Annotated in this window: 17 protein-coding genes; 10 read left to right on the forward strand and 7 right to left on the reverse strand. The window is 66.6% G+C overall.

Annotated elements, in window-relative coordinates; translation table 11 throughout:
• Positions 1 to 324: 324 nt before the first annotated feature.
• Positions 325 to 747 carry a helix-turn-helix domain-containing protein gene (locus AC1REK_RS05145; RefSeq protein ID WP_492270444.1) on the forward strand — a complete coding sequence of 141 codons (423 nt, stop codon included), beginning with the start codon at positions 325 to 327 and terminating at the stop codon, positions 745 to 747.
• On the forward strand, positions 744 to 1,607 hold the full coding sequence (locus AC1REK_RS05150) for an alpha/beta fold hydrolase (RefSeq protein ID WP_492270443.1): 864 nt from the start codon (positions 744 to 746) through the stop codon (positions 1,605 to 1,607). The genes AC1REK_RS05145 and AC1REK_RS05150 overlap by 4 nt, the downstream gene beginning before the upstream one ends.
• 33 nt (positions 1,608 to 1,640) lie before the next feature.
• Here AC1REK_RS05150 and AC1REK_RS05155 read toward each other — a convergent pair whose 3' ends face one another.
• Positions 1,641 to 2,042 (reverse strand): GFA family protein, encoded by a 402-nt coding sequence (locus tag AC1REK_RS05155; protein WP_492270504.1) that lies wholly within the window; start codon positions 2,040 to 2,042, stop codon positions 1,641 to 1,643.
• Positions 2,043 to 2,230: 188 nt separating this feature from the next.
• Here AC1REK_RS05155 and AC1REK_RS05160 point away from each other — a divergent pair, with 188 nt between their 5' ends.
• Positions 2,231 to 3,052, forward strand: a complete 822-nt coding sequence (locus tag AC1REK_RS05160) for a hypothetical protein (protein WP_492270442.1) — start codon at positions 2,231 to 2,233, stop codon at positions 3,050 to 3,052.
• A 38-nt stretch (positions 3,053 to 3,090) separates the two neighbouring features.
• On the opposite strand, the gene AC1REK_RS05165 is transcribed toward AC1REK_RS05160, so the two are convergent.
• Positions 3,091 to 3,741 carry a glutathione S-transferase family protein gene (locus tag AC1REK_RS05165; RefSeq protein WP_492270441.1) on the reverse strand — a complete coding sequence of 217 codons (651 nt, stop codon included), beginning with the start codon at positions 3,739 to 3,741 and terminating at the stop codon, positions 3,091 to 3,093.
• 246 nt (positions 3,742 to 3,987) lie between these two features.
• On the opposite strand from AC1REK_RS05165, the gene AC1REK_RS05170 reads away from it, so the two are divergent.
• Positions 3,988 to 4,899, forward strand: coding sequence for a cell wall hydrolase (locus tag AC1REK_RS05170; RefSeq protein WP_492270440.1), 912 nt, complete (start codon positions 3,988 to 3,990; stop codon positions 4,897 to 4,899).
• Positions 4,900 to 5,038: 139 nt separating this feature from the next.
• On the opposite strand, the gene AC1REK_RS05175 is transcribed toward AC1REK_RS05170, so the two are convergent.
• A complete protein-coding gene (locus AC1REK_RS05175) occupies positions 5,039 to 7,714 on the reverse strand; it encodes a phosphoenolpyruvate carboxylase (protein ID WP_492270503.1) in 2,676 nt (891 codons plus the stop codon).
• Positions 7,715 to 8,684: 970 nt separating this feature from the next.
• On the opposite strand from AC1REK_RS05175, the gene AC1REK_RS05180 reads away from it, so the two are divergent.
• From AC1REK_RS05180 to AC1REK_RS05200, 5 genes are all read left to right on the forward strand, one after another.
• Positions 8,685 to 9,191: a GDSL-type esterase/lipase family protein gene (locus AC1REK_RS05180; protein WP_492270439.1), complete on the forward strand. Its 507-nt coding sequence runs from the start codon at positions 8,685 to 8,687 to the stop codon at positions 9,189 to 9,191.
• Between the two features lie 248 nt (positions 9,192 to 9,439).
• Positions 9,440 to 10,201, forward strand: coding sequence for an AAA family ATPase (locus tag AC1REK_RS05185; RefSeq protein WP_492270438.1), 762 nt, complete (start codon positions 9,440 to 9,442; stop codon positions 10,199 to 10,201).
• Between the two features lie 1,194 nt (positions 10,202 to 11,395).
• Complete coding sequence (locus AC1REK_RS05190; RefSeq protein ID WP_492270437.1) at positions 11,396 to 12,052, forward strand: hypothetical protein; 657 nt, start codon at positions 11,396 to 11,398, stop codon at positions 12,050 to 12,052.
• 97 nt (positions 12,053 to 12,149) lie between these two features.
• A complete protein-coding gene (locus AC1REK_RS05195; RefSeq protein ID WP_492270436.1) occupies positions 12,150 to 13,208 on the forward strand; it encodes a serine hydrolase domain-containing protein in 1,059 nt (352 codons plus the stop codon).
• A 303-nt stretch (positions 13,209 to 13,511) separates the two neighbouring features.
• Positions 13,512 to 14,420: a DMT family transporter gene (locus AC1REK_RS05200; RefSeq protein ID WP_492270435.1), complete on the forward strand. Its 909-nt coding sequence runs from the start codon at positions 13,512 to 13,514 to the stop codon at positions 14,418 to 14,420.
• 131 nt (positions 14,421 to 14,551) lie between these two features.
• On the opposite strand, the gene gpt is transcribed toward AC1REK_RS05200, so the two are convergent.
• The 4 genes from gpt to AC1REK_RS05220 all read right to left on the reverse strand — a co-directional run bounded on the left by gpt (position 14,552) and on the right by AC1REK_RS05220 (position 19,163).
• On the reverse strand, positions 14,552 to 15,058 hold the full coding sequence (gene gpt / locus AC1REK_RS05205) for a xanthine phosphoribosyltransferase (protein ID WP_316017007.1): 507 nt from the start codon (positions 15,056 to 15,058) through the stop codon (positions 14,552 to 14,554).
• Between the two features lie 156 nt (positions 15,059 to 15,214).
• A complete protein-coding gene (locus AC1REK_RS05210) occupies positions 15,215 to 17,038 on the reverse strand; it encodes a methyl-accepting chemotaxis protein (protein WP_492273783.1) in 1,824 nt (607 codons plus the stop codon).
• Between the two features lie 387 nt (positions 17,039 to 17,425).
• Positions 17,426 to 18,190 carry a competence/damage-inducible protein A gene (locus AC1REK_RS05215; RefSeq protein ID WP_327524764.1) on the reverse strand — a complete coding sequence of 255 codons (765 nt, stop codon included), beginning with the start codon at positions 18,188 to 18,190 and terminating at the stop codon, positions 17,426 to 17,428.
• Positions 18,191 to 18,311: 121 nt separating this feature from the next.
• On the reverse strand, positions 18,312 to 19,163 hold the full coding sequence (locus AC1REK_RS05220) for an FkbM family methyltransferase (RefSeq protein WP_492270434.1): 852 nt from the start codon (positions 19,161 to 19,163) through the stop codon (positions 18,312 to 18,314).
• A 112-nt stretch (positions 19,164 to 19,275) separates the two neighbouring features.
• Here AC1REK_RS05220 and map point away from each other — a divergent pair, with 112 nt between their 5' ends.
• On the forward strand, positions 19,276 to 20,097 hold the full coding sequence (gene map / locus AC1REK_RS05225) for a type I methionyl aminopeptidase (RefSeq protein ID WP_316017011.1): 822 nt from the start codon (positions 19,276 to 19,278) through the stop codon (positions 20,095 to 20,097).
• Positions 20,098 to 20,115: the final 18 nt, after the last annotated feature.

Genomic DNA, 20,115 nt, shown 5'->3' on the forward strand with positions numbered 1-20,115 from the left:
TCTGAGCCAGGGGCACGCGGAAGCTGAGCTCGGCATATCGAAGCGCTGCGTGCCTGGTTGCTCCGCTGCCGGCTCCCCGCCGGCAGCGGCCCCTCGTTTCGACCGGGCGGCCGGGGCCTCGCCTCTGGCCCCGAAGCCGACTGCCGAGCGTGTCTTCAGAAGCGCTCGCCGGGTCGACGGAAGTCGCCATCGAGCCAATCGGCACCACCCAATCGCACGGCCGTCATCGCCCTCCTGCAGTTCCTGCCCACTCGATAGAAAACTCCCTATTGCTCTCAATAATTCCCTACCGCATACTAAATTCGGATCGATTAGGAACATTCAATGTCCGAAAGTCTCGTGACCGTTGAGCAGGCGGCAGTGGAGCTGAACCTCCATCCCAAGACCGTGCTCCGCTACATCCGCGAAGGCCGCCTGCCCGCGACCCGGGTCGGCAAGTCCTATCGAATCGCGCGTTCGAGGCTCGATGCCTTCGCCGGCATCGCCGACGGGCGGCCGGGCGCCGCGGCCGAAGCGCGGGCGACCTGCATCGTCGATATCCCCGACATCGCCCTCGAGCGGGCTGAGCGAATCGCCACCTTCCTGCAGGCCGTGGCGCTGACCGGAGACGCCGAGACGCCGCCCCTGCATCTCGAAACCGTGTTCGACCCGCAGACCGCGAAGCTGAAGGTGGTGCTGATCGGTAATCCGTCGGATGTCGGCCGGATTCTGGAGATGCTGCAGCTGCAGATGGGGAAACGGCCGTGAGCGGCGTCTATCGCAACGCCGACACCGCCGCGGCCGTGCAGGCGCATTACCGGCAGATTCTCGACCAATGGCCCGTGCCGGTCACCGAGCTGCACGTCGCGACGCGCGAGGGATCGACCTTCGTCCTCGCCTGCGGGCCGGAGGATGCGCCTCCGGTCGTGCTGCTCCATGGTTCCCAGGCCAATTCGGCGGCCTGGATGCTCGACGTCCCGCTCTGGTCGACGAAGTTCCGGCTCTTCGCGGTGGACATGATCGGCGAGCCCGGCCTCAGCGCGCCGGTCAGACCGGCGTTGATCGGGGAAGCCCATGCTCTCTGGCTCGACGATGTCTTCAAGACGCTGGGATTGTCGCGGGCGGCGCTCGTCGGCATGTCGCTGGGCGGCTGGCTGGCGCTCGACTACGCCAGCCGGAGACCGGAATTTGCGCAGGCGCTGGCACTGATCTGCCCCGCCGGCATCGGCCGCCAGAAGAACTTCCTCCTGAAGGCACTGCCGCTCCTGCTGCTGGGCCGATGGGGCAAGCGCAAGGCGCGCGAGCTGGTGCTGGGCCCTTTTCCGAAGGTCCTGCCGGAAGCGGTGCGGCCGCTCGCGAAGTTCATGGAGCATATCGGCAGGGTCGTCCGGCCGCGCATCGTCGCCATCCCCCGCCTGAGCGACGCCCAGCTTGCCGGGCTCGGCGTGCCGGTTCTGGCGATCATCGGCGGCCGGGACACCCTGCTCGATTCCCGCGATACGCGGGAGCGGCTGCGGCGCAACGCCCCGCAGGCCGAGATTTGCTTCATCGAGGACGGCTATCACTTCCTTCCCGACCAGACGGCGCGGGTCATGGGGTTCCTGGAGCGGGCCGTTCCTCCCGCGTGAGGCGGCGCCAGCTCCGCGGACGCTCGCCAAGCGCTAGGGGCCCATCCCCTCGCGATCGCGCATATGCTGCTCTGCGCCCTTCTGATGCGCCAGCCACGTCTCCCGGCGAACGGTCCACAGTTCGTAGGCAGGCACCAGCGCGCTGGGCGGGCTGTCGAGGGTGCCGAGTTTGATCTCGATCTGGTCCGAGCCCTCCTCCCAGCAGAACAGCGGCGAGCCGCAACGCGGGCAGAAGCGCTCGCCGCCGGCGCGGCTTTGCCAGCAACCGAGATCGCCCGACAGCGTTGCGCTGGCCCGCAGCCAGATCCCGAAGAAGGAGAAGGCCGAGCCGGAGCTCTTCCGGCAGGTCTCGCAATGGCAGATGCCGACACGGACGGGGGCGCCGTCGAGTTCGTAGCGGACCTGCCCGCAATTGCAGCCACCGGAAAGTTTCATCGTGACCTCGCATTCGGATTTGACCGCCAGGGCCGGCAAAGCAACATCTGCGCCCCCGTGCAGGTTCCGGAAGCCTGCGCACCGGCACCGGCCGCATCGCTGACGACCGGGAAGGCCGGCGTCACGCGGCGCGAGTTGCGCGGACGCCTCCGCTTGCTGCATTCTGAAGTGCTGGCCAGGAGAACGATATGCCCAGCACACTTCCCCGCCCTCACGCGGAGTTTCTGGAGCGCGCCCGCAATGCGGTTGCCGGCGACCAGAGGTTCGGCGCCCTTCTGATTGGCGGCTCATACATCCATGGCGGGCTCGACGAGCATTCGGATCTCGACTTCGTCATCGTCGTCGAGGACGACAGCTATGCGGAGGTCATGGCATCGCGCTTCGCCTTTGCCGATACGCTGGGCGAACTCGTCAGTGCCTTCACCGGCGAGCATGTCGGCGAGCCGCGCTTGCTGATCTGCCTCTACGGCCCACCGCTCTTGCATGTCGACCTGAAATTCGTCCTCGCTGCCGACCTCGACCGGCAGATCGAACGGCGGGCGGTTCTGTTCGCGCGGGCCCCCGCCGCGATCGAAAGAAGAGTCCGGGACGGCAGCGTCGAATGGCCGAACCTGACCTCCGAATGGTTCGAGGCCCGCGCCTGGATCTGGCTGCACTATGCGGCGACCAAGCTTGCCCGCGGCGAGCTCTACGAAGCCATCGGCATGCTCGGCTTTTTCCGGGAGCAGATCCTCGGTCCGCTGCTCTGCCGCCGCGCCGGCAGGAACCAGCGGGGCGTCAGGCGCCTGGAAGCCTTCGGCCTCGACGGGCATGGCAGGCTGGCGGCCACCGTCGCGCGTCACGAGGCCTCTTCGGTCAGGAATGCCATCGAGGCGGCCATTGAACTCTATCTCGACCTGCGTGCCGACGATCCGCCGCTGAAGCCGACGAGAGGCATGCCGGAGCTGCTTCGCGACCTCATCGACGATGGCGTGCCGACAAGCCGCGAAGCCAAGATGCGGATGGCATGACGGGCGGCCGCCCGCCCCTACCCAGTGGCGGGCCGTCGTCAGCCCGCCGAAGCGGCGGCGAAGACTGCGAGCTGCGCCGCGAAGGCGCGCCGATATGCGGGCCTTGCCTCGCCGCGGGCGACATAGGCGGCAAGGTTCGGATGCTCCTCCAGCAGGCCCGAGCCGTGCAGCCGGCGCAGCACCGTCACCATCAGCAGGTCGCCGGCGCTGAAGGCGCCGTCGAGCCAGTCCGCCTCGCCGAGCCGCCGCGAGAGGTCGCCGAGGCGCTTGCGGATGATGCTCTCCAGGGCCTGCAGCCGCTGCTCGTACCAGGGCTGATCACGCTCGAGGATCGTCGCGAGAGAGCGGTCGAAGATCTGCGGCTCCATCGTGTTGAGCGCCGCGAACATCCAGGCGATCGCGCGCGAGCGGGCATTCGGATCGCCCGGCAGAAGCCCGCCATGGCGCTCGGCGATGTGCAGCACGATCGCCCCCGACTCGAACAGGGCGAGGTCGCCCTCCTCGAAGCTCGGGATCTGCCCGAAGGGCTGGAGCGACAGATGCGCCGGCTCGCGCATCGCCCTGAACGACAGGAGTCGGACCTCATAGGGCTGGCCGACCTCTTCCAGAGCCCAGCGCACGCGCATGTCGCGGGCGAGCCCCCGGCCCCGGTCGGGCGAGCGTTCGAAGGCGGTGATGGTCGCGGTCATCCTCTGGCTCCCGACTATTTGCCTCATGCGTTCATGTGAGGCGCCCGCAGCCGCAGGACGAACGGCCAGGGCAGCTTCCGACAACCCGCCACAGCTTTTCGAGCGTGAGCCACCGTCATCTCGCGCCGCACAACTTTGCCTCTTCCTTCCGAAATTAACCTTCTGGTAAGAGGATGGGGATTCCTTGCCGGAGATGACGGACCGCCGCTTGAGGCAGCCCCGATCCCGTAATCAGGAGGTTGCCGCATGAAGCGGACCGAGATCGCTGCAAACGCTACCCGTCTCTCCGGCAAAAGCCGCCACGGTCGCAAGGCGATCCCGCTCCTGGTTTCATTGGCAGCTCCGGTCCTCGGCGCCTGCAGCATGACGCCGGTCGAAACCGCGTCGACCGCGGCTCCGAGCACCGGGCCGAAGCAGAGCCACGAGATCCGCAAGCGCGCCATCGCGCTGGCCAAGGCCGATCCGCGCGAGAAGGAATGCCTCGTCCGCGCGATGTATTTCGAATCGAACCGCTCCAGCGAATCCGGCCTGCTCGGCGTCGGCACGGTGGTGATGAACCGCGTCGGCGCGCCGCGCTATCACGACACGATCTGCGGCGTCGTCGGCGCCCCCAAGCAGTTCGCTTCCGGCGTGCTGACCCGCCCGATGATGGCGCGCGACCTGCCCAAGGCCGAGGCCGCCGCCGAAGCCATCCTCGCCGGCAAGCGCAACGAGGCCGTCGGCAACGCCAAGCATTTCCACATGGCGGGTATGCGCTTCTCCTACCCCAACATGCACTATGTGACGGTGGCCGGCGGCAACGCCTTCTACGTCAAGGGCGAACGTCCGGAGCGCCGCCGTATCGAGGAGCCGAGCTCGCAGGTCGCCGCGCTCTCCGAGCCCGCGCCGCTCGCGACCAGCGCCTCCTCGGCCTCGACCTCCTTCGCCAGCGCGCCGCTCGCCTTCGCCCCGGCCGCGCCGGCGCCCGCGATCGCCCTGGCCACGAGTTCGGCCTCCTATGTCGTCGCCAATGCGACGCTGCCGCCGAGCCGTCCCTACGATCTCGGCATGTCCCGCAAGCCCGCGCAAGCCTTCCTCACCCCGCCGAAGGGCGACGCCCGCATCGCGGCGCTGATGCCGCCCTCCCGCCCGCTGCGCGGCACCCTCGCGCAGGACTGACGGCCTCAAGACAGCAAGCGCTACCCCGCTTCGTCATGGTCGGGCTCGCCCCGACCATCCACGTCCTTGCCCGGTCTGTCGCAGGCGGCTTTCAAGCCGTGGATGCCCGCCACGAGGGCGAGCTGACGGGCAGGCGATCTCAGCCGAACGCTCCGATCTCGTGCTGGATTGCGCCCGAGATCTCGCGCAGCAGCGCAAAGCACTGCCGCATCGGTTCGATCACGTCGCGATGCAGCGCCGCATAGGCGCCGCCCTCGCGTGGCCCCGGCGGCTCGCCGAAATCGAGGCCGAGCGCCGGATCGGGGTTGAGCGGGAAGATCTCGCCGAGCAGGACGAGTGCACCGTTCATGTCGAGCCGCAGGATGCGTTCGAGCAGCAATTCGCGCGTCACGCCGGCATGCGGCCGGAAATCCGGAATATGCGTCGCCGAGAGCCAGATCCGGTGCAATAGCGCGAGCCGCAGCGTATGCAGCGCGACCAGCCGCACCGGCATCGCCGGCGGCTCGCCCGCCGCCTCCTTCAGCTTCAGCCGGTCGGAGGCGAAGCGCCAGAACAGCCGCCGCAACGCCGGCGCGAGGTCGAGCCGCGCCAGCGCCTCGGCGACGGCGAGCAACTCGTCGCGCCGCCCCTCCCTCTCCGTGCGCCTTGCCCGGTCGAACCAGGAGCCGGCATCGAGCGTGTCGAGATAGGCGCGCAGCACGTCGAGATCGCTGTTCGCCATGGCATGGGCCGCGAGGCGATAGGCCCGGCCGAAGCGCTCGGAACTCTCGCGCATGCTCGCGAACAGCTCCGGCGCCCGCCCCGCCGCCTGGCCGATGCCGTGCACGCTGTTCGCCAGCCAGCCGAGCTGCTGCAGGATGGCGTTGTTCGGGATGGCCCTCAGCTCGCGCGGATGGCGGATCACCGCCGGCCCGCCGGCATCGCTCTGCCGCGCCGCCGGGCGCGAGCCGGTCTTGTCGAGCAAAGACGGGCCGAAGGTGCCGATCAGCGCCGCATAGCCGGGATCTTCGACGAGATGGGTCATCTCCTCGCGCACGGTCTGGAAGAACTCGGTGGCGAAATCCGGCTCGGCATAGATCGGATCGTCATCGCCCGCCGCCGGATCGGCGAACACGGCCTCGGCGATGCGTGCCACCGTCGCCCCGGCGAGCGTGCCCGTGCCGAACAGCAGATAGCCGTCGCTGCCCTGGAAGCTGGTCTCGCGGGTGACCTTGACGCCGGCTTTCGCAAAAGCCCGCCGCGGCCATTCCGGATCGAGATAGGCGAGCCGGTCTTTGAGGCTGTCGGGATGGGCGCCACGCCCCGCCGACTCGCCATGGGTGTCGAAGATCACGAGCTCGATCTCGGTGAGCCCATAGCGCTGCAGCAGTTCGAGGATGCGGCTGCGCAGCCGCTCGACCCAGAAGGTCGCCGCGACCTGGCCGATATAGCGGCCGGAATCGGAATAGCCGAACTGGACGCAGAGCCTGCCATGGCGCTTGAGATAATCGCGCCAATGCGGGCTGCGCAGCGCCTCGTCGATGATGCGCGGCCCTTGTTCGAGGGCGTCGGAGGTCTCGAAGAGCGGCGAGATCTCGACGAGGTCGGCGATGCCGAAGCGCTTCGCCAGGTAAAGCGCCGAGAGCAGCGTATAGCCGGTTTCGGTCTCGGCGATCAGGAAGCGCACCGGCCGCGAGCCGTCGACATGCTTCACGATCTGCGCGACCATCATCATCATCCGCGCCGCCGAGGCGCGCTCGACCGCGAGCGCGCCGAAATCGACCGGCGTCGGCGTCGCCCTGGCGAGCGCCTGGTTCGCGGCGGCGAGGAAGGCGCGCCTTTGCGCCGGCTGGGCCGGGTCCTCGTCGAGCGGGATCACGCCGCGCATCGCATTGTGAAGCTGCGAGGCGTTGAGCCGGAAATGCGGCAGGGCGATCGAGACGCCATGCGCGATCACCCCGGCCCGCGCCAGCACGAGTGCCTCCGCCGTCGGCTCGTCCTCGGCCAGCACGATCGCCTTGTCGAGCGCCGCCAGCAGCTTCGATGATTCCGGCAGAGCCGCCTCGCGCTCGCCGACCAGCGACAGCGAGAAGGCCTGCAAGGCCGCGATCTCGGGCTTGCTGTTCAGGGGCGGGCAGAGCGCAAGCTGCCGCTCGACAGCGGCGAGCGCAGCCTCGACCAGCGCCCTCACCTCGGCGGCCGCCGGCGCTTCCGGCAGCTTCTCCAGCAGGCGGAAGAACTGGCCGCGCTTCGATTCCAGGCGGTAGCGCAGCGTGTCCCACCAGCCGATATCGGTGCGCCCGTCCGTGTCTGAGCCGACCCAGGAGGCGAGCTGCAGGGCGCGCGGCCTGAGCTCGCGCCAGCGCTGCGGCCAGCGCGCCCGGGCCTCGGCGAGAAAGGCGGCGTTCAGCCGGTCGATCGCGTCGCGGGCGTTGCGCACCGCAAAGCGCGCCTGCTCGAACTCGTCCTGCAGGGTGATCGCCGCATCCGGCCGGAAGGAGAGATCGGCCGACCTCAGCACCGCCGCCTCCCCCTCGTTCGAGGCGAGTTCGGCCAACGCATGCGCCACCGCCCGGCTCATCCCGAAAGTCGGATGCGCGGTGAACACGGCCGCGAAGCGCACACGGGCCAGCGCCACGCCATAGGCCTCGAAGGGCTGGGCCGAAGCGCTCGCCTCCTCGCCGACGCGCCGCGCCAGCGCCGCATAGGCTTCCGCCTCTTCACGCTCCAGCCCGACATAGGAGGCGACGCGCGCCGCCCGGTCGGCGAGCGCGGCGCGGCCGAGCTGGCGGATCAGCGCCGCGGTGTCGGCGAGCGTCACCTCGCCGCGATCCATCTTGCGGGTCAGCCAGAGCGTGACGCGCAGCACCGGATTGCCGAACGGATCCTCGCGCGCATCCGAGCGCGCCTGCACGATCGCCGCCGACAATTCGCTCGCCAGCGCCGTTGGCGACAATTCCTCCGCACCGGCCACGCCGCTCTCCGTCTTTTTAAATCGTTTGATGAGGCGGCTCGCAGGTGAGCAGGATTCCAATTCTACCGCAACCGCGAAAAGCGTTGCGGCACTGCAGCAGCGGCTGCCGCGAGGCGCAGGAACCTCGACGCAGAACCCTCTCCTTCCAGGAGAGGGTTCCCCGCGCCTCTCCCTCGCGCGCAGCGGTGGCCACCGGGGACAACCCGCGAAACAATCCCCGCCCCGAAAACCTCGCTTATGCTTCTCCCCGTCCCGCCCGAACCGAGGGGGCTTCGCGAGGCATCATGAGGCCGGGCGGGAGAGCGGTCTTCGTGGCGAAAGGGCCTTGCGAGCCCGAGCGAGCGCGCTCCGAAAAGGTGCGATCCACCTTTGCGGCCGGCCTGCCTGTTCCACCGCGGAGGGGTTTTCGTCGATGGGAGAGGCCCTCCCAGTCCTGCCGGACGTAACCAGACGACGAAGACACCATAGAGAGCCGCGGCGCGGGACCGGGAGGCGGCCAATGGCGCTGCTTCGACAGAAGACATCGACATTCGGCACGCAGCCGTCGACTGCGACGCCGCCCGGCCCGCGCCCTCCCTCGGATGGCTTTCCCATCAGACCCTCGCGGCGAAAGCCGGCGAGGCAGGCGCAGCTTCGCCGGCTTCTTCCCTCCGGACGAAAACCGTCGGAAAGCGAGCTCGCCCGGATGCGAAGGAGATCTCGCTTCCCAGCCACCATGCGGCACGGCACCATGCAGAACGCGGCACGACGACAGGCGAATGCTTGTGACTGCCTATTGCAGCCCCCGGAATTTGGTGCGAACATCGTGGCAATTACAGTAAAGGACCGCAACTTGCGCGCCTATGCCCTCTGCCTGTTCTTGGCTCTCCTCCCCACATCGACGCTCGCTTCCGACATCGTCGCGCTCGGCGCCAGCAATACGCTGGGGCGCGGCAAGGGAGCGGGCCATGGCGGCGTCGAACGCTCCCAGGCCTATCCGGCGCAGCTCCAGTCGATGCTGAGCCAGCAGGGCTGCAAGGTCCGCGTCGTCAATGCCGGTGTCGCCGGCGACACGCCCGCCGGCATGGCGGCTCGCCTGCCGAAGCTGCTGACCAAGCAGACCAGGGTCGTGATCCTGCAGCCCGGCGGCAACGACAGCGGCCCGGACCGGGCCAATGCGATCGCGCAGATCGAGCGCACTCTGTCCGACCGCAAGATCGCCCTGGTGATGCTCGATCGCCCCGGCCAGCTCGCCCGCGCCGATCAGTTGCCGGACGGCCTGCATTTCAGCGCCGAGGGCCACACCACCTTCGCCAGCTTCCTGCTGCCGAAGGTGGTCGCGGCCGGAGCCTGTTCCTGACGGCTGCGACGAGCGGGAGCCGGCCGGGCGCATCGCGTACCGACAAGGCTCACGCTTGCGCAAGGCATGATTGAGCAAGGACCGCCGCTCGTCCCGGGCGACCGCAGGGAGACCCGGGACCCATGCCCGAACCTCCTGCGGAAAGGCCCAGGCATGGATCCCGGATCGGCGCCGCTTCGCGGCTTGTCCGGGATGACCCGGGTTGCATCACGAAGGACAACCCACCGACTGCCCACGCCCGAGCCCCCATGAAACGAAGCAGCCCGCCCCGCCTGCCCGCGCCCTATCTCCGGCGCATCTGGCTCGACCGCGCCGCGGTGCCGGAGCCGGAGGCCTATCCCTGGTGCCTGCCCTTCCTGCGCGAGGACTTCGCGCTGTCCTTCGACCGGGCGATCACCATCATCGTCGGCGAGAACGGCACGGGGAAATCGACGCTGCTCGAAGGCATCGCGGCGCTTGCCGGCTATGACGAGGCCGGCGGCGGCAAGGGCTATCGCCCGGTCGACCATACCGAAGCCGTCGAGGCGATGGGCGGCCGGCTCGCGGGCGCACTGAAGGCGAGTTGGCTGCCCAAGGTCACCGATGGCTGGTTCTTCCGGGCCGAGAGCTTCTTCTCGGTGGCGCGCTATCTCGACCATGCGGCCCGCACCTCCGGCCATGCACCGCCCGATTTCCTCTCCCATTCGCATGGCGAGGGTTTTTTGCGCTTCTTCGAGGAGCGCTGCCAGCGCCGCGGCATTTTCATCTTCGACGAGCCGGAATCGGCCCTCTCCCCGGCCCGCCAGATCGAGTTCCTGAAACTGCTGCGCCGCATGGACCGGCTCGGCCAGTGCCAGGTGATCATGGCGACCCACGCCCCGATCCTGATGGCCTATCCCGGCGCCCGCCTGCTCGGCCTGACCAAATACGGGCTCGATCCCGTGACGATCGAACAGACCCAGCATTTCCGGATCATGCGCGAGTTCTGCGCGGACCCTGCGACGTTCGTCGAGACGATGATGGAGGAGTGAGAGGCCGAGATACACCGCACGTCTGATTATGCTTCACGAGCGCCAAAGCGATGCCCATCAGGCGGTACGGTCGCCGGTCGATAGACCGATGTTGGCTCGCGAGTTAGCGCATCCATGCCGGCTACCATCGGCCAACTTCCGATTCGGACAACCAGCGGTTGCGCATTTCCAGACCGCACATAGACTGGACATCTTGTCGCAAGTCTGGCCAACCGACCATGTTTGACTTATATGTCAATACGCGATGAAATCAATCACCGCGTCAGCGAGGGCAGGCTTTCGCTCTTGCACCCCATGCTCGATAGCGACCCTGTCAGGCGACACATGTATGTATCGGAGGAAGTTCGGGCTATCTTGAACGGCCTCGACGATAGCCCTGCATGCCGCGCGCGAGCGCTCGTTCTGCAGGCGGAACTGGAGCGTTTTGTCAGGGGGGATCGAATAGCGATCTGCTTGACACCATTCAAAGCAGCTGACGCGGAGTTCGGCAGACTGGACAGACCAAGTGACGAGGTGTGGGACTTCCGGGCTGTCCGCTCGCCCGCGCTACGCATATTTGGCCGGTTTGCCGAGCAAGATGTGTTTATCGCGTTAACGTGCTGGCCTCGGTCGAGAGCCATCCCATGGCTCGATCGACCGCCTTTAGCAGACCGATCCTCTAAAGCTTTTCGCGATGCAATCGCTGACTGCAAAGCCCGCTGGCGAGCGCTGTTTCATACCTATCCGCCACACCACGGAGTTGACCATCATGACTACGTCTCGGACAACTTCATTCCTATCTGAGATTCGCGACGGCAAGCCGATCCCACCAGAAAAGCTTGCCTATTTTCAGTCACGGCTCCAGGCGCGCCTTTATGATTTTGTCATGTCGCGCTTCGAAACCAAAGCAAAAGAAGAGGGCTTGACGAGAGCTGAGTTGGCTCGACGGATCGGACGAAAGCCTGAGATCGTTACAAGACTTTTCTCATCGCCAGGGAATTGGAGACTTGCCACCGCAAGTGATTTACTACTTGGGATCGCTGGCGAGGAACTCGAAATGGCAGCCCTGCCAGTTCTTGACCGAAATAGGCGAAATGACACGCTCCCTCGGTGGGCAACGCACCAAGGCGAGCCTCATTCGCACCTCGCCGGCATTTCTGAGCTTGCACCGCAATCCATCACCGAACGCAGACCCAGGCTGGGAGCGCTAGGCCAATGAAAATTTCTAAAACTCTATGGGCTCAGACGATCCGCTTTGGTGAAATCAGAACAGCCAGTCAGCTCGCCGTTTATGGCAAGCACCTAGTGAGAGCTCTTGAAGGAAGATACGGATTCATAGAAGTACCAGCCAAGGCAGAAGAATTTATACTTGAGAAAGGAATATCTTTTCTACATGGATATTTTGATAATAGAATAGTAATAGATCAACTAAAGATATACAATAACGGAATTACGGTAGAATCCGCAAGCACAACTAAAGACTGCGAAGATTTTATAGATGATTTAATCTCATGGACACCATCGGCACTAGGCCTTTCATTTCACGAAAGCCTATCTTACCCACGCATGTTTAACAGCCATCTTGAACTGGAGAGCAACGTTGACCTTCAATCTCGCCTGAGCGGATTCAACGAAATTACAAACACGCTCTCCAGTATGATGAAATCATATAGAGACAATGATCGCAACTTTCGATTCGGCGGATTTGATTTCAGAGTCGACCCAACAGCCGGCGGCCCAAATCCTTTTAGGTTTGAAAGGCGAGCAAATCATCCATTTTCATCAAATTTATACTTCTCGTCAGCGCCACTCCGAACCCAAGACCACTTATTAATACTTGATAAAATAGAGAAAATATTTATCCAAGTGTAAAGAAACAGTCATGCGGCATAGGTCAAGTGTCGAAGACGCCCCCCACCAGCAATGCTAAACCCGCCCGACCAGCCCTCCACTCGCCCGAGTCCCCGCCTTGCCCAGCTCCCTCTCCTCCGCCCGCCTCCAGGACGCCGTCGCCTTTGCGCAGGCGCATGAATCGCCTTGGCCGCGCAGCATGTTCTATCCGGACGGCGCCTATGTCGGGAATCGCGAATGGGACGAGAAGGGGCCGTGGACCGAGATCGTCGGCCCGGTCGAGCCGCGCGGCGGGCCGGCCGGCATCGTGCTGAAGGGCGGCAGGGTCGCTGCCGAATGGGGCGATGTCGAGCGCGCCGACATGACCTTCTCGATCGCCAAGAGCTATCTTTCGGTGCTCGCCGGCCTCGCCGTCGCCGACGGGCTGATCGCGGATATCGACGAGCCGGTCGGCAAGAGCGTCGACGGGCCGCATTTCTCCAGCCCGCATAATGCGAAGATCACCTGGCGCCATCTGCTCAACATGAACAGCGAATGGCAGGGCGAAATCTTCGGCAAGTCCGACCAGGTCGACCATTTCCGCCAGATCGGCGTCGGCGCCGACAACAGCCGCAAGGGCCAGCGCCGCGAGCTCGGCGAGCCCGGCAGCCTCTACGAGTACAACGACGTCCGGGTGAACGCGCTCGGCTATGCGCTGCTGCGCCGCTTCGGCCGGCCGCTTCCGCAGGTCCTGCGCGAGCGCATCATGGACCCGATCGGCGCCTCGCAGGGCTGGCGCTGGGAGGGCTACGAGACCTCATGGCTCGAGATCGACGGTGAGCGCATGCAGTCGGTCCCCGGCGGCGGCCATTGGGGCGGCGGTCTGTTCATCAGCGCCCGCGACCATGCCCGCTTCGGCCAGCTCGTCGCGCAGAAGGGCGTCTGGGACGGGCGCGAGCTGATCCCCTCCGCCTGGCTGGAACAGTCGCTCGTGCCCTCGCCGACCCTGGCGAATTACGGCTTCCTCTGGTGGCTCAACGCCAATCCGAAGCTGCCGGCGAGCAGCTTCAGCGCCCAGGGCGCCGGCAACAACCTGATCTGGATCGACCCGCAGCACGACCTCGTTGCCGTGCTGCGCTGGATCGACAAGGCCGCGATCGACGGTTTCCTGGAGCGGCTCGTCGCGGCGGTGGAGTGAGACGGCGGCGGAACCTCGACGCAGACCCCCTCTCCTGGAAGGAGAGGGGCAGGGGTGAGGTGTTCGAAAGCTGAATTATTGGCCTGAACCCGGCCGCGCTGGCGGCGCTCGCGCCACTGGTCAAATGGCCTACATCTCACCCTGCCCTCTCCTTGCAGGAGAGGGTTCCCCGCGCCCGTCATCCGCCGGCGGCGCATGACGTTGCGTCCATGCACTCAGCGAGCAGCGCCCTCGCCTGCCCGCCCTTGCCGCCCGCCTCGCCCCCGCGCATAGAGCCGGCATTCTTCGCCCGAAAGCCGCCGCGTGACCAAGACCATCCCCCTCACCTCGCGGCCCGCCTTCGGCCTCGCCTGCGGCCTGCTCTGCGCCGTGATCTGGGGCGTGCAATCGGTGGTTTCGCGCCAATCGGTCGCCGACGGGCTCTCGGCCGGGGACGTCACCATCCTGCGCTTCCTCGCGGCCTCGCTGGTGATGCTGCCCTTCGCGCTGAAGCGGCTGAAGCCCTTCCCGGTCGGCAGGCTCGGCTGGAAGCGGGCGCTGGTGCTGACCGGCCTGGTCGGCCCGGCCTACAGCCTGATTCTGGTCGGCGGCGCCCATTTCGCGCCGGCGCTGCATTCCTCGGTGATCTCGCCGGGGCTGATCCCGGTCTGCACCGCAGTGCTCGCCTGGTTCGTGCTCGGCGAGCGCGCCGGCAAGGCCCGGCTCATCGGCCTCGGCCTGCTCGTCCTCGGCATCGCGGTCTTCGCCTTCGAGGCCCTGTCCAACACGCCGACGCGCGCGGGCGCCTGGATCGGCGACCTGCTCTTCGTGCTGATCGCGCTGCTCTGGTCGGTGTTCGGCGTGCTCTGCCGGCGCTGGGGGGCGGATGCGGTCGAGGTCACCATGGCGACCTGCCTCTTGTCGCTCCTGCTGCTGCCGCTGCTCGCGCTCGTGCAGCCCGTCAACCTGATGCAGGTGCCGCTCTCGGCCGTCGCTCTGCAGGCCTTCTACCAGGGCGTGCTGGTCGGCGCGCTGGCGCTGTTCCTCTACACCCAGTCGGTCGCGACGCTCGGTGCCGGCGGCGCGGCGCTGTTCCTGCCGCTGGTCCCGGCGGTCACCGCGATCGCCAGCTTCGTCCTGCTCGGCGAGAAGGCCTCGGCGCAGGAGATCGCCGGCATGGCCATCGCCATCACCGGCATGGTCGTGGCGCTCAGGGCTCCGAGCGCGGGCTGAGGCAGTTCCCCCTCATCCTGAGGAGCGCTCATCGAGCGCGTCTCGAAGGATGCTTAAGGAGGCTCCGCAGGCATCTGGAACATCCTTCGAGACGCCGCTTCGCGGCTCCTCAGGATGAGGGCTGAAAATGCTCAGCCCTTATGGCCCTTGGCGATCGGCTCGACATAGGACAGGGCCATATCCCAGGGGAAATAGATCCAGGTGTCCTGGCTGACCTCGGTGACGAAGGTGTCGACCACCGGCACGCCCGCCGGCTTGGCGTAGACCGTGGCGAAATGCGCGTTCGGCAGCATCTCGCGCACGACGCGGGCGGTCTTGCCGGTGTCGGTGAGGTCGTCGACGACGAGGACGCCCTTGCCCTTGCCGTCGCCGATGGCGCGGATCGAGGGCGCGATCTCCTTCATCACCTTGAGCTCGGTCTGGTTCTTGTAGTCGTGATAGCTCGCGACGCAGACCGTCTCGATCATCCGCAGGCCAAGCTCCCGGCAGATGATCGCCGCCGGCACGAGCCCGCCGCGGGTGATGCAGACCATCGCCTCGAACGGGCCGGCATCGGCCAGGCGCCAGGCGAGCGCGCGGGCGTCGCGATGGAACTGGTCCCAGGAAACGGGGAAAGCCTTGTTGGTCGGTTCGGCCATGGCGGGGCGGTCCTGCGGAAAACGTGGCTGGTTTTTCCGCAAAGCGCATCCGGCCGGCGCGCGCAAGAGCAAACCGGTCGCTTGTCCCCGCTGCGATGGCCGCAGCGGGGTGCGATCCTTGCCGGCCGGGATTGCTGACCCGGCCGCTCCGGGCCTTTAGAACTCCGCCCAGCCGTCGGCGCCGCCGCCACCGACCCGCACCGCGGTGCGGGCGAGCGGCCTCGCCGTCGGGGCCGCCGCGGGCTTCGCGGCCGGCAGCATGGCGCGCAGATTCGCCGCCATCTCGTCGGCCGGGCTGCGCGCGCCGAGCCGGAACGCCCCGACCAGCGCCGCCAGCGCCTGCGTCTCGCCCTGCAATTCGCGCGAGAGCCGGGAGCTCGCATCGGCCATCATCGAGTTCTGCTGGGTCATCTCGTCCATATGGGCGACGGTCCGCGCCATCTCGTCGACGCCATTCGCCTGCTCGACCGCGGCGCTGGAGATGTCGGCGATCGTACCGGCGACCCGGGTCGCGGCGCTGACGATCTCCTCCAGCGTCTTGCCGGCCTGCTGGACCAGCTTCACGCCGGAGCGGACCTGCTCGCTCGAATTGCCGATCAGCTCCTTGATCCCGTTGGCGGATTCGCTCGAACGCTTGGCCAGCGCCCGGACTTCGGACGCGACCACGGCAAAGCCCCGGCCGGCATCGCCGGCGCGGGCCGCCTCGACGGCGGCATTGAGCGCCAGCAGATTGGTCTGGAACGAGATCTCGTCGATCATCGAGATGATGTCGGCGATCGCGGTCGAGGCCTGCTCGATCCGGCCCATCGCCGTGACCGCATCGGCGACGATGGCGCCGCCGCGCGAGGCCACGGTCTTGGCCTCGTCGCCCAGCGCCGCCGCCTGCCGCGAATTGCCGGCGCTGGTCTTGATCGAGGCCGCGAGCTCCTCGGTGGTCGCCGCGGTCTGCTGCAGGCTCGACGCCTGCGCCTCGGTCCGCTCGGCGAGGTTGACGCTTTCAGAGGCGATCCGGTCGGCGGCGGCCGCGACCTTTCCGGAAATCCCGCCGACGGCGCCGATCACCTGCGCCATGTTGTCGAGGAGCTCGTTGATGCCGTTGCAGAGATCGGCGACCTCGCCCTCCTTGCCCGCCATCGGGATGCGCTGGGTCAGGTCGCGGTCCTTCGCCCGGCCGATCACGGCCTGTGCCTCTGCCACCGCCTGGGCGAGCTGACGCGCCGCCTTCTGCTCGCTGATGTCGGTGGCGTATTTCACCACCTTGGTCGGCTGCCCCTTGGCGTCGAAGATCGGATTGTAGCTCGCCTGGATCCAGACCTCCCTGCCGCCCTTGCCAAGGCGCAGATACTGGCCGGCATCGTATTCGCCGCGGCCGAGCTTCTGCCAGAAGGCGCGATACTCCGGCGAATTGCGATAGGCCGGCTCGCAGAACATGCCGTGATGCTGCCCCTTGATCTCGGCGAGCGAATAGCCGGTGACGGCGAGGAAATTCTCGTTGGCATCGAGGATCGTGCCGTCGAGCGAGAACTCGATCACCGCCATCGCCTTGCGGATCGCCCCGAGCTGCCCGGCCATGTCGGCCTCGCGGTTCTTCTGCGCGGTGATCACAGTCGCGAACTTGATCACCTTCACCGGCCTACCGCCGGTATCGAGGACCGGGTTGTAGCTTGCCTCGATCCAGAGTTCGCCGCCATCGGCCGCCACCCGCAGGAACTGGCTGGCCTGGTATTCGCCGCGCGCCAGCTTCGCCCAGAACTCCCTGTAGTCGGCGCTGGCCGCCTCCTCCTTCGTCACGAACATACTGTGGTGCCGCCCGCGCACCTGCTCCAGCGTGTATCCCACCGCCGCAAGGAAGTTCTCGTTGGCGTCGAGAATGGTTCCGTCCAGCTTGAATGAAATCACCGCCATCGAGCGGCTAAGCGCCGCCATCTCACCTTCGAGCTCGCGGCGCGAAGCGCCGCCCGTGAATGGATTTAGCCGCATGCCCGTCCCCTTGCATTCAGCACCGCGGACCCCGATCCGCGAAAATAGAGGATAGACGACGACGGTTTACGGGCAGCTAAGGGACTCGGAAATCAACGCAATAACCAAATCGTGATCGAACAAATACTTCAGAATGCAAAGTAAATATAACACCAAACGCAAACCGAGACGAAACCAACTATAAAATACAACGAGACTTCACCGCACCGCTGCCATGGTCGCTATAAAGACAATCGCGCACCAAGCGAGAGAATTGCAGATTTTAAAGACTTTAAACAACACGCAAACATGCGCGCCAGCCGACACAAGATCGCCTTATACGTTAACGGGGGAGACCATTCCCCTGCGCAACCGGCAACTGTTCCGGCCTGCGTCGTTCGCGGGAGTTCAGCCCTTCAGCCGGGCGCGCTCCGTCTCGACCATCGCCTGTACCGCCGCGACAGCCTGCATCAGCTTTTCCGGATCGCGCGAGCGCACGACGAGATTGGTGTCCGGCCCGGTCTCCGACCAGAACGGATAGGAGCCGATCGTGGTATCGGGATGGGCGGCGGCGATCGCCGCGAGCGGCGTTCCGATATCTCCCTCGCGCAGCCCGGCGCGCACCGTCTCGGAGAGGATCTTGACGCCGGTCTTCAGGGTCGGCGCGACGACGTCGAGCATGGCCTGCATGATCGCCGGCACCCCGGCCATGACGTGGACATTGCCGATGCGGAAGCCCGGCGCCTTCGACACCGAATTGGCGATCAGGTCGGCCCCGGCGGGGATGCGCGTCATCCGCATCCGGGCCTCGTTGAGCTGGTCGGGCGGGAACCGTTCGGACAGCATGGCGACGGCGCGCGGATCGTAGTCGATCGAAACCCCGAAGGCGCAGGCGACGGCATCGGCCGTGATGTCGTCATGCGTCGGGCCGATTCCGCCGGTGGTGAAGACATAGGTGTAGCGCGAGCGGATCGCGTTCAGCGCCGAGACGATTTCGTCCATCAGGTCCGGCACGACCCGAACCTCGCGCAGCTCGATGCCGATATTGGTCAGGAACTCGGCGATGTAGCCGATGTTCTTGTCCTTGGTGCGCCCCGACAGGATCTCGTCGCCGATGACCAGGATCGCGGCGGTGACCGGCGGCTCGAAAGCCTTGTTCGATGGCGCGCTCATGGCAGACTCCTTCAGTATCGAAGCGGAGAATGGCGCCGCCTGCGCGGCCATGAGCTAAGCGCCTTGCGCCCGGCCACTCAAGCGCCGTTCGGGACGGAACCGCCATGCGCCGAAAGGTGGATCAGGACGCCTTGCGCTCGTAGACGAGGTTGAGCCGGGTCTGGGCCAGCAGGCGGTACCCCTTGGCTTCCAGCAGGGCGGGAAGATCGACCTGCCAGCGGGCGCGCGAATCCTCGATGATGATGAAGCCGGGCCAAAGCGCCTCGGGCGCATCCCGCAGGAACGGCTCGAGGATCAGGTCCTCGGCTCCCTCGACATCGAGCTTGATCGCATCGAGCTTCTCATAGCCTTCGCTCTGCATCAGTGCGAGCAGGGTCGTCGCCGGCACACGCACCGAGGTCGAGGTGCTGGAGCGCAGGAGACGAACGCTCGATTCCCCCTTGTTGGCGGGATCGAGGAAGAGCGTCAGCTCGCCCGGCTTGTCGGCAAGCGCGCAGGCCACCGCCTTGACCGTGCCGAACGGATTGCGGGCGATGTTGTAGGTCAGCCGTGCGAAGATCTCTGGCTGCGGCTCGACCGCGAGGATGCGGGCGCGGCGCCCTGCCCTGGCGGCGACGAACAGCGAATAGGCCCCGATATTGGCGCCGATATCGATGAAGCAGAAGCCCTCGCCGATCCGCGCCGCGAGCAGCTCGCGCTCCTGCGCATCGAAATATTGCGGCGTGAACAGCACGCGCTTCTCGCAGACATTGCCGTCCGGATAGAGGCGCATCTGGGCGCCCAGCGCCTCGATGTCGACCGGCCGCCCCTTCAGGGTCCGGAGGCCGAGCCGGCGCAGCGCGAAGGCGAACTTGCGCCCGAGAAAGGAGCCGGAGGCGCGGCGGGTGCGCGCGATGATCCGCGCAACCAGCCCCTGCGGCGCAAAGGTTCCGTAGGGCTGTTCCTCGCCCGACTGAATGTCATTGAGTGCCATTGGCGCGCTGTACACGGCAAACCCGTCCGGCGCCAGCATTACCGCGGCGACCCGCCAGCTTGCACCCTCGGCCAAACCCAATAGATAAGGGTGTCAAGGAGCCCCTTTCGACATGACCCTCGATGAATCGATCGCGCGCGTGAGACGCGAAGCCGCCATCAAGCTGCACGGCGCCGAGGCCTTTCACGGCATGCGCAAGGCCGGGCGCCTGGTCGCGCAGGGCCTCGACATGCTCGCCGACGAGGTCCGGCCCGGCGTGACGACGCAGCGCCTCGACGACCTCGCCTTCCAGTTCGCCATGGACAACGGCGCCTATCCGGCGACCTTGTTCTATCGCGGCTACACCAAGTCGATCTGCACCTCGATCAACCACGTCGTCTGCCACGGCATTCCCGACGACAAGCCCTTGCGCGAAGGCGACATCGTCAACATCGACTACACGCTGATCCTCGATGGCTGGCACGGCGATTCCAGCCGGATGTTCGGCGTCGGCGACATCCCGCGCAAGGCCGAGAGGCTGATCGAGATCACCTATGAGAGCCTGCTGCGCGGCATCGCCGCCGTGCGCCCGGGCGCGACCACCGGCGACATCGGCTTCGCCATCCAGCGCTATGCCGAGGGCGAGCGCTGCTCGGTGGTCCGCGATTTCTGCGGCCACGGCCTCGGCGAGGTTTTCCACGACGCGCCGAACATCCTGCACTACGGCAGCCCCGGCGAAGGCGCCGAGCTCAAGCCGGGCATGCTCTTCACCATCGAGCCGATGATCAATCTCGGCAAGGCGAGCGTGAAGGTGCTCTCCGATGGCTGGACCGCCGTGACGCGCGACCGCTCGCTCTCGGCCCAGTTCGAGCACACGGTCGGCGTCACCGACGATGGCTGCGAGATCTTCACGCTCTCGCCGGCCGGCCGGGACAACCCGCTCGCGCCGCGATAGCGCGGTCCGGGCGCATTA

This window comes from Allobosea sp. GW823-FHT02B03, from assembly GCF_058797755.1.

Coding starts and splice junctions, on each gene's coding strand:
- AC1REK_RS05155 (WP_492270504.1), bottom strand. CDS start 2,042: ATGAAACTTTCCGGTGGCTGCAATTGCGGGCAGGTCCGCTACGAACTC.
- map (WP_316017011.1), top strand. CDS start 19,276: ATGACCCTCGATGAATCGATCGCGCGCGTGAGACGCGAAGCCGCCATC.
- AC1REK_RS05185 (WP_492270438.1), top strand. CDS start 9,440: ATGAAACGAAGCAGCCCGCCCCGCCTGCCCGCGCCCTATCTCCGGCGC.
- gpt (WP_316017007.1), bottom strand. CDS start 15,058: ATGGCCGAACCGACCAACAAGGCTTTCCCCGTTTCCTGGGACCAGTTC.
- AC1REK_RS05165 (WP_492270441.1), bottom strand. CDS start 3,741: ATGACCGCGACCATCACCGCCTTCGAACGCTCGCCCGACCGGGGCCGG.
- AC1REK_RS05210 (WP_492273783.1), bottom strand. CDS start 17,038: ATGCGGCTAAATCCATTCACGGGCGGCGCTTCGCGCCGCGAGCTCGAA.
- AC1REK_RS05170 (WP_492270440.1), top strand. CDS start 3,988: ATGAAGCGGACCGAGATCGCTGCAAACGCTACCCGTCTCTCCGGCAAA.
- AC1REK_RS05220 (WP_492270434.1), bottom strand. CDS start 19,163: ATGGCACTCAATGACATTCAGTCGGGCGAGGAACAGCCCTACGGAACC.
- AC1REK_RS05215 (WP_327524764.1), bottom strand. CDS start 18,190: ATGAGCGCGCCATCGAACAAGGCTTTCGAGCCGCCGGTCACCGCCGCG.
- AC1REK_RS05190 (WP_492270437.1), top strand. CDS start 11,396: ATGAAAATTTCTAAAACTCTATGGGCTCAGACGATCCGCTTTGGTGAA.
- AC1REK_RS05145 (WP_492270444.1), top strand. CDS start 325: ATGTCCGAAAGTCTCGTGACCGTTGAGCAGGCGGCAGTGGAGCTGAAC.
- AC1REK_RS05160 (WP_492270442.1), top strand. CDS start 2,231: ATGCCCAGCACACTTCCCCGCCCTCACGCGGAGTTTCTGGAGCGCGCC.
- AC1REK_RS05175 (WP_492270503.1), bottom strand. CDS start 7,714: ATGGATCGCGGCGAGGTGACGCTCGCCGACACCGCGGCGCTGATCCGC.